The organism is Fructobacillus ficulneus, from assembly GCF_001047075.2.
In the GTDB taxonomy this organism is placed as follows: Bacteria; Bacillota; Bacilli; order Lactobacillales; family Lactobacillaceae; genus Fructobacillus; species Fructobacillus ficulneus.
Genome location: NZ_DF968005.1, coordinates 398,735 through 406,966, shown reverse-complemented (window position 1 = coordinate 406,966; position 8,232 = coordinate 398,735). Strand labels below are relative to the sequence as shown.

The following is an 8,232-nucleotide window of genomic DNA, read 5'->3' as shown; positions in this document are numbered from 1 at the left end:
CTTACAGGGGGACGGAACCCACGGCACCTATGCCGACTATGTCCTGGTGAAGGCTGATAAATTGGTTAAAAAACCAGCAACCCTATCATTTAACCAAGCGGCTGCCTTACCGTTAGCTGGCTTAACGGCCTGGCAAGTCATCGTCGGGCAAATGAACCTTCAGCCAGGCGAAAAAATCCTAGTCCAAGCTGGGGCCGGTGGGGTAGGACTCTTTGCTATTCAAATTGCCCATCATCTCGGTGCTTATGTGGCGACTACCGCCAGCCCGGCTAACCATGACTTGCTTAAAAGTCTCGGAGCGGATGAAGTCATCGATTACCACCAGGGTCCAATTATTGACTTTTTGCACGATTATGATGCCGTCTTCGACACCATCAACCAAATTCCAGCCGGAATGGCCATCTTAAAGCCAACCGGTCGTTTGGTCAGTATCGTAGCGGCACCGACAGAAGCAGATCAAGCAATCAGCCCAGCCCGGGCTAGCTTCTGGCGGTTAAAGTCAAATGGACAAGACCTCCAGAAACTGACTGATTTAGTGGAAGAGGGGGCGATTAAAATTGTCATCGATTCCGTCTTTCCACTAACGGTTGAGGGAGTCCGCCAGGCTCAAACAAAGAGTGAAGACGGGCATACTCACGGTAAAATCGTCTTAGCCGCCGAGGAATAAATAGAGTGCTAAAACGCTAGGAGCGTTGATATATAGGCATAGTTCATTTATTCACTTTTAAATTCAAATCCTTGTTATTATTTCACAAAGATATTGTGAATATTTTATTTTATATTGAATATCATCGACGCATCAAAAAAAGTTCTAACCCAGCAGTTAGAACTTTACCTTTAAATCGTTAAGCCATTCCAGTAATACTGGGGTGGCTTTTTTTGATTTTAGAACTGACCTTATAGTGAAATGAGCATCTTCACCATGAAAATCGCTAATACGACCAAAATAATCGGCCGAGCAATGGCACTGCCATAGTGCCGGTAATAAACCATACCAAGGTAGTTTCCAACAATACTAAAGGCTCCAGCAATTAAACCAATCGTAACGAGAACCTTGCCACTGATTAAAAAAATCAATAGAGCGGTGATATTGGTCGTCAAATTAATCATTTTAGAGTTGGCGGCCGCTGTATCGAGAGATAACTTAGCCAGACCAACCGATAATAAAAGAAGAAATGTGCCCGTACCGGGGCCATAAAAGCCATCATAGATTCCCATGATAAAGGCAATCAAAGAAACCAGAGCCAGGGTCCGTCTTTTAACTGGTTGATCTGAATCTTCAGTACCGATTAGGGCCCCTTTATTAAAGAGGAGGTAGAGTCCAGTCAGTGGAATGACCACTAGCAAAAAAATTGTAAAATCCTTGCTGGGTAAAATCAAAGCCAACTTGGAACCGATTGTTGATCCCAGTACTGCCAAAATCATTGAGGGTAGGGCTAGCCGCCATTTTACATCACCGTTTTTTAAAAATCCGGTTGCGGCAACGGTTGTTCCCAGTGATGATGAGAGTTTATTGGTGGCAACCGCATAGTGAGTTGGTAGACCACTCAAAAGGTAGGCTGGCAAGGATATCAGGCCACCACCACCGGCAATCGCATCGACAAAGCCTGCTAGGGCAACTAAGGGCACAATGATAATTAGTTCTCCAACCATTTATCTCTCCATCTCAAATTATTTCTAACCTAATTAGACCGAGTATAAAACATTTGACCAGATAAAGGTCAAACCGCGTTAGTTTAGCAGACCTCGGCCAGCGATTGTCATTCGATCACAAAATCGGGTGAAGAGGGACGATATCGGTTTTAATTTTAAAAATTAAATAAACGTACAAAAATATCAAATAATAAATATTATTCGTATTTAACTGTTTTAAAAGTCAATAAAGCTAACATAATTTGTTTTTAAATTCATTCTAAGGATTATTCTATTGTTCAAACATGAAAAACAAATTAGAACTGTGAGGGAATTATGGACGATGAACTATCAAAGATTATCAATCTACTCATTGATAATCAGCTAACGAGCATTAGCGTAAAGCACGGCAATGATGAAATCCGAGTTAGTAAAACCGCCCAACCGGCAGCCCTTATACCGGCCAGCCCAGTACAAAAAGCAGACTCGGCCGATACAACAAACACTATTAAGGCTCCCGGCGTTGGAACTTTTTATACCAGTCCCAATCCGGAGGCAGAACCATTTGTTACCGTTGGTGATTTAGTTACCCCGGAAACAACAGTCGGCATTGTTGAAGCCATGAAAATGATGACGGAAATTAAGGCTGGACTGTCCGGTACTATCCAAGAAGTATTCGTTGCCAATGGCGATAATATCGAATACGGTCAAAAATTATTCAGGATAGGATGATGGCGGACTTGATGAAAAAGAAATTAAAAATATTAATTGCTAACCGTGGTGAAATCGCTGTTCGCATTATCCGGGCAGCTAAAATTCTCGGAATGCAAACGGTCGCTGTCTATTCAGAGGCTGATAAAAATTCTTTACATGTTGCAATGGCAGATGAGGCCGTGGAAATCGGTGCAGCAAGTGCCGGGGATAGTTATTTAAATATTCGAGCTATTTTAGCAGCAGCTGAAATTTCTCATGCGGATGCGATTCACCCTGGTTATGGCTTCTTATCCGAAAATGCTCACTTTGCCAGGTTAGTCGAAGAAGTTGGTCTAATCTTTATCGGGCCGACAAGTCAAACCATCGAAGAAATGGGCGACAAGGAGCAAGCCCGCCAACTAATGGCCAGTGCCGGCGTTCCAATTGTTCCTGGTAGTGCTGACTTTTTCGAGTCAGCAGAAATCGGACTAAGAGAAGCCGAACGAATCGGCTACCCAGTTATGCTGAAATCAGTTGCTGGCGGTGGCGGTAAAGGTATGCGGCTAGTTTCTCAGGCCGCAGACTTTCAACAATTATTTGAACTAGCCCAGAGCGAAATTAAAAACGCAGTCGGTGATGGGCGGATGTACTTGGAAAAATTGATTATTCATCCCCGCCATATCGAAGTTCAAGTCTTAGGTGATGGCCAAGGAAAGGCAATCGCCTTAGGCGAACGTGATTGTACCATTCAACGCCACCATCAAAAGGTAATCGAAGAAGCCCCCAGTACCAAAATTGACCCGGAAACACGGCAAGAAATGTTGACTGTTGCGGTTCACGCAGCAGAACAGCAACAGTACCGCAGTGCCGGCACCTATGAGTTTTTGTACCAAGGCCCTGGCCAATTCTACTTCATGGAAATGAACACCCGCATCCAAGTTGAACATGCCATCTCTGAAGAAATTACCGGAGTCGACCTCGTTGGCGCCCAGCTAACCCAGGCTGCGGGAGGAGGCCTCCCGGAAGTTGCCAGAGACAATCAAGGTCGGGTCGCAATTGAAGCCCGGGTTGTGGCCCAAACAGCCGGCAAGATTAATTTTTTGCACCTACCAGGCGGCCTCGGAATCCGAGTCGAAACTGCGATTTATCCAGGTTACGTTGTCCCACCAAATTATGATGCGATGATTTTAAAGATCATCGCAACCGGACCAAACCGTGTTACCGCCTTACAGCGGTTACGAGAAGCGATTGGCGAGACCGTCATCACCGGGTTAAAGACTAATTTAGATTTGCTAATTCAAATCTTAAATCATCCAGATTTTACGACCAACGAAAATGCAACCGACATTGATTGGCTTGATAGCATTTTAGATGCTGAGGAGGAAAAATGACACCAGCTGAATTTCGACACACAACGAGAACCAATACCTTTCAAAGTCCAACCGCTGGGCTTTGCCCCGGTTTCGCTCAAGCAAATCTGATTGTCCTGCCAAAAAAGGATGCCTATGATTTCTTGCTCTTTGCCTTACGGAATCCCAAACCGATTCCATTACTCGAGGTTAGTGAGATGGGAAGCCGGCAACTGAATAAGTTAGGACTAGATACCGACATTGCCAGTGATTTTCCCAAGTACCGAATTTATCGTGATGGTGTCTTGGCTTCTGAATACCTCGATGTTGAGGATTACTGGCGTGACGACTTAGTAAGTTTCTTAATCGGTTGTAGTTTCTCCTTTGAAGACATGTTGATGGATGCCGGCATCGAGATTCGGCACATCACCGAAAAGGTTAATGTGCCGATGTTCAATACTAACATCCTCCTCAACCCAGCCGGTAAATTCAAGGGAAATATGGTCGTTAGTATGCGTCCCATCAAGGGTGAGCAAATTCCAGAGGCCGTCAGAGTTACCAATCGGGTACCCGGAGTTCACGGTGCTCCCATCCAAATTGGTGATCCAGCTGCCATTGGTATCACAGACTTAATGCATCCCGATTTTGGCGATGCCGTTACCATCAAAGAGGGTGAAATCCCGGTCTTTTGGGCCTGTGGTGTCACTCCCCAGGCGGCAGTGATGGCGACTAAGCCAGACTTTGCGATTACCCATGCTCCCGGGCACATGCTAATCACTGATTTGCCAAATAAAGAACTAATTGTGTGAGGAAGAAAAACATGACGAAAGTTGATTTTAATTCAGATTTGGGTGAAAGTTACGGCCACTACATTGTTGGCTTAGACCCATTAATCTTAAAACAAGTAACTTCGACCAACATCGCCTGTGGCTTTCACGCCGGTGATCCAAAAGTAATGCGGAACACGGTTAAATTAGCCTTAAGTGAGGGCGTAGCCATCGGTGCCCATCCCGGTTTCCAAGACCTACAAGGATTTGGCCGCCGCAAAATCGATATGGCTCCGGAAGATATTACCGTAATGGTTCAATACCAGGTTGGAGCCTTAGCTGCCTTTACACCCGACCATCGACTCCACCACGTCAAGGCTCATGGAGCTCTGTATAACTTGGCAGCTAAAAATCGGGTGGTCGCCGATGCAGTCGTTGCTGGGATTAAAGCTGCTGCACCGGACACGATTGTCTATGGCTTGGCCAACAGCCAACTGATTGAGGCGGCTAAAGAAGCCAATATGCGCTATGCCCAAGAAGTTTTCGCTGACCGAAATTACCAGGCCGATGGCACCTTGGTTCCTCGGACCCACGATAACGCTGTGATTACCAATCCAGACCTGGCAACACAACGAGCCTTGAAGATGGTTCAAACACAGACCTTAACTGCGATAACCGGCGAAACCGTGCCACTGGCAGTGGATTCGATTTGTGTTCATGGCGATAACGAAGAGGCCGTCGCTTTAACCGAAAAAATCAAGACGACTTTGGCCGAAAACGGCATCACCATCACTAGTGAAATTTAAGAAAAAGGATAAATTCTAATGGATAAAAGAAGTGAAATTACTGAACAACCAGCAATTAACAAGCGAAGTGCTCGGTCCGTTGCCATGGGTGCCGCCTTTGTCATGGCTATGGCTGCCGTCGGACCTGGGTTCTTAACTCAGACCGCGACCTTTACAAGTAAACTCGGTCCTAATTTTGGTTTTGCCATTCTAGTGACAATCTTGATTGATATTGTCGTCCAGCTGAACATCTGGCGCATTATTACCGTTTCGGGTAAGCATGCCCAACAAATTGCTAACGATATTTTTCCTGGCTTGGGTTACTTTTTAACATTTTTGATTGTTGTTGGTGGGTTCTTCTTTAACATTGGAAACGTTGCCGGGGCCGGCTTAGGACTAAATGTTCTGTTCGGTATTTCTCCCGAAAACGGAGCCATCATCGCTGCTATCTTAGCCATTATCATCTTTGTGGTCAAAAATGCCCTAACAGTGATGGATCGCACGGTTCAATTACTGGCCGTCGTTAAAATTGCCGTCTTGATTTATATTTTGTCAGTTATGACAGTTCCAGTTAGCCCAGCGATTAGCCACACGTTCTTCCCAACTCACATTGATTTTTACTCAATCGTGACGATTGTCGGTGGAACTGTTGGTGGTTATATCTCCTTTGCCGGTGGTCACCGACTACTGGAAGGGGGCGTTCGTGGTAAGGAAGGGTTGAAGTACGTTAATGAAGGGGCCTTGACCGGAATTGGAATTGCTTCTGTTATCCGAGTAATGTTGTTCTTAGCTGGTTTAGCAGTTGTTTTGGCCGGACACAAGCTCGACCCTGCTAACCCCGCAGCAGCAATTTTCAAGATCGCTGCTGGTAACTTCGGTTATAAGTTCTTTGGTATTTTGCTCTTCGCCGCTGGAATGACATCCATCCTTGGCTCAACCTTTACCTCTGTTTCATTCTTAAACTACTCCGACAGCAAAGATGGGGCAGACAAGTTCGAAAAAATTCGTCCTTACTTAGTTATCGCTTTTATCGCCATTTCAACCCTTGTCTTTTACTTTGTTGGTAAGCCTGCTCAAATCTTAGTAATTGTTGGGGCCGTGAACGGGTTAATTTTACCGGTTGCCCTGGGAATCCTTTTGATTGGTTCTTACCAAGGCAAAATCATGGGCGCAACTTACCGTCACCCAATTTTACTAAGTATCTTCGGCTGGATTGTTGTTGCCTTTATGGCCTTTGCCGGGGTTGAAACTTTGTTAACGACTAAGTTTTAAGAGGGGTCGCTCATGACAACAAAAATTATCTATTCTGGCGATACGAGTATTAGCGTGGTTTTCGATAACGTGGTTTCGGCCACCATTAATGACCAAGTGTTATATTTAGCCAGTCAGGTTGGTCAGGAGCAAATCCCCGGAATTCTCGACATTGTTCCAGCTTACCGAACGGTTGCCTTTATTTTTGACCCCTTGGCCCTTGATGTTGAGCCCTTTGAAGACCACCTAGCAGACCTCGTTCAACAAGTCCAAGAAAGCACTGTGACAACTACCGGAAAGTTATACAAAATTCCGGTTTTGTATAACGACACCGTCGGTCTTGATTTACAAGAATTAGCAGACTACCACCACCTAACACCTCAGGAAGTCATCGACATCCACGCTAACCGCGAATACCGAGTTTATATGCTGGGTTTCTTACCCGGTTTTGCCTTTTTAGGTGGATTAGATGAACGTTTGCATACCCCTCGGAAGGCGACCCCGCGACTAGAAATTCCAGCTGGTTCCATTTCCATTGGTGGCGAGCAGACCGGGTATTACCCCGTAGTTTCACCGGGGGGCTGGCAAATCATCGGCAAGACACCTCTCAAAATGTTCGATATCAACCAGCCCAAAATTCTATTTCAGCCGGGAGACCGAATTGAATTTGTTCCAATCGACCAAGACCAATTCGACCTTCTCGAACAGACAACCGTCAATGACTACTTTCAACGGGAGGTGGCCCAGTGAATAAAATCAAAATCATCAACCCCGGCATGTTGGCTACTATTCAAGATGGGGGCCGCCTTGGTTTTCAAGGTCAGGGTTTTCTCAACTCAGGGGCGATGGACAACTACGCTTACCGAGTTGGCAATGCCTTAGTTGGAAATGACTTAGCGGTTAATCCAGCCAGTATCGAATTTGCCATTACCGGTGGAGTGGTAAAGTTCACACAACCGACGATTGTATCGGTGACGGGTGGCCGTGTTGATTTGAAACGTAACGAAGAAGCCATTGACCAAGACCAGCCAATCTACGTGAAGAAAAACGATATTTTAGACTTTTCCCACATTAAAGCTGGGCGCTTTGTTTACCTCAACGTTGCTGGTGGTTTCCAAGTCGAAGAAGTGATGGCCTCCAGGTCAACAACCTTAGCCGTTTCGCTCGGTGGCTTTCACGGTCGCCAACTTCAAACCGGTGATGAACTTGGTCTAGTTGATTTGACAGAGACGGGGGCTTATCACGACAAGTGTCTTGACCCTCAAACTGGCCCAACGGGGACAACCTTCAATCCTAGCCAAACCATCCGGGTCGTTCCCGGGCCAGAGGCCGACTGGTTTGACCAATCGGAATGGGAAAAGCTTCTTCATCAGCCTTTTCATCTAAGTCAACATATTAATCGGATGGGGTTTCGGCTCAACGGTCCACAGCTAGGCTTTAAAAATGAAAACCTGCTCTCTGAGGCAAATCTAAACGGTGGCATTCAAATTGCGCGTGATGGACAAGCCATTATTCTTTTGGCGGATCGGGCAACCCATGGTGGTTATCCGGTGATTGCCAAGGTGATTCAAGCGGACTTGGGCATCCTAGCTCAATGGCCACAAAGTCAGCCATTGGCCTTTGAAAAGGTTTCCTTAGCAGAAGCTTGGCAAAGCTTGCAAGACCAACAAAATCTGATAACACAAATTGCTCGCCAAAGGCCCTGGCAGTTAGTCCTGCCACAACGGCCAATGGCGAGTCGAATCGAAGAATTAA

The 8,232-nt window shown here is 45.8% G+C and carries 9 protein-coding genes; 8 read left to right on the top strand and 1 reads right to left on the bottom strand.

All coding sequences use genetic code 11. The features are described from left to right. The coding region (locus tag AOQ29_RS06515; protein ID WP_061993672.1) for an NADP-dependent oxidoreductase at positions 1-667 on the top strand (667 nt) is incomplete at its 5' end. Between the two features lie 230 nt (positions 668-897). On the opposite strand, the gene AOQ29_RS06510 is transcribed toward AOQ29_RS06515, so the two are convergent. Beyond that, on the bottom strand, positions 898-1,653 hold the full coding sequence (locus tag AOQ29_RS06510) for a sulfite exporter TauE/SafE family protein (RefSeq protein WP_061993671.1): 756 nt from the start codon (positions 1,651-1,653) through the stop codon (positions 898-900). Positions 1,654-1,968: 315 nt separating this feature from the next. On the opposite strand from AOQ29_RS06510, the gene AOQ29_RS06505 reads away from it, so the two are divergent. The 7 genes from AOQ29_RS06505 to AOQ29_RS06475 all read left to right on the top strand — a co-directional run. Continuing rightward, entirely contained in the window at positions 1,969-2,364 is a 396-nt protein-coding gene (locus AOQ29_RS06505; protein WP_061993670.1) for an acetyl-CoA carboxylase biotin carboxyl carrier protein, read from the top strand. 11 nt (positions 2,365-2,375) lie between these two features. Continuing rightward, positions 2,376-3,716 carry an acetyl-CoA carboxylase biotin carboxylase subunit gene (locus AOQ29_RS06500; RefSeq protein WP_170124548.1) on the top strand — a complete coding sequence of 447 codons (1,341 nt, stop codon included), beginning with the start codon at positions 2,376-2,378 and terminating at the stop codon, positions 3,714-3,716. Then, entirely contained in the window at positions 3,713-4,483 is a 771-nt protein-coding gene (locus AOQ29_RS06495; protein WP_061993668.1) for a putative hydro-lyase, read from the top strand. Before AOQ29_RS06500 ends, AOQ29_RS06495 begins: the two co-directional genes overlap by 4 nt. A gap of 11 nt (positions 4,484-4,494) precedes the next feature. Beyond that, entirely contained in the window at positions 4,495-5,247 is a 753-nt protein-coding gene (locus AOQ29_RS06490; RefSeq protein ID WP_061993667.1) for a LamB/YcsF family protein, read from the top strand. A gap of 18 nt (positions 5,248-5,265) precedes the next feature. After that, on the top strand, positions 5,266-6,498 hold the full coding sequence (locus tag AOQ29_RS06485) for an NRAMP family divalent metal transporter (RefSeq protein ID WP_061993666.1): 1,233 nt from the start codon (positions 5,266-5,268) through the stop codon (positions 6,496-6,498). 12 nt (positions 6,499-6,510) lie between these two features. Next, the gene (gene pxpB / locus AOQ29_RS06480; RefSeq protein ID WP_061993665.1) at positions 6,511-7,227 is read left to right on the top strand and encodes a 5-oxoprolinase subunit PxpB; all 717 of its coding nucleotides are present in this window, start codon (positions 6,511-6,513) and stop codon (positions 7,225-7,227) included. Next, a partial coding sequence (locus AOQ29_RS06475) for a 5-oxoprolinase subunit C family protein (RefSeq protein WP_061993664.1) occupies positions 7,224-8,232 on the top strand: 1,009 nt, incomplete at its 3' end. The genes pxpB and AOQ29_RS06475, both read left to right, overlap by 4 nt.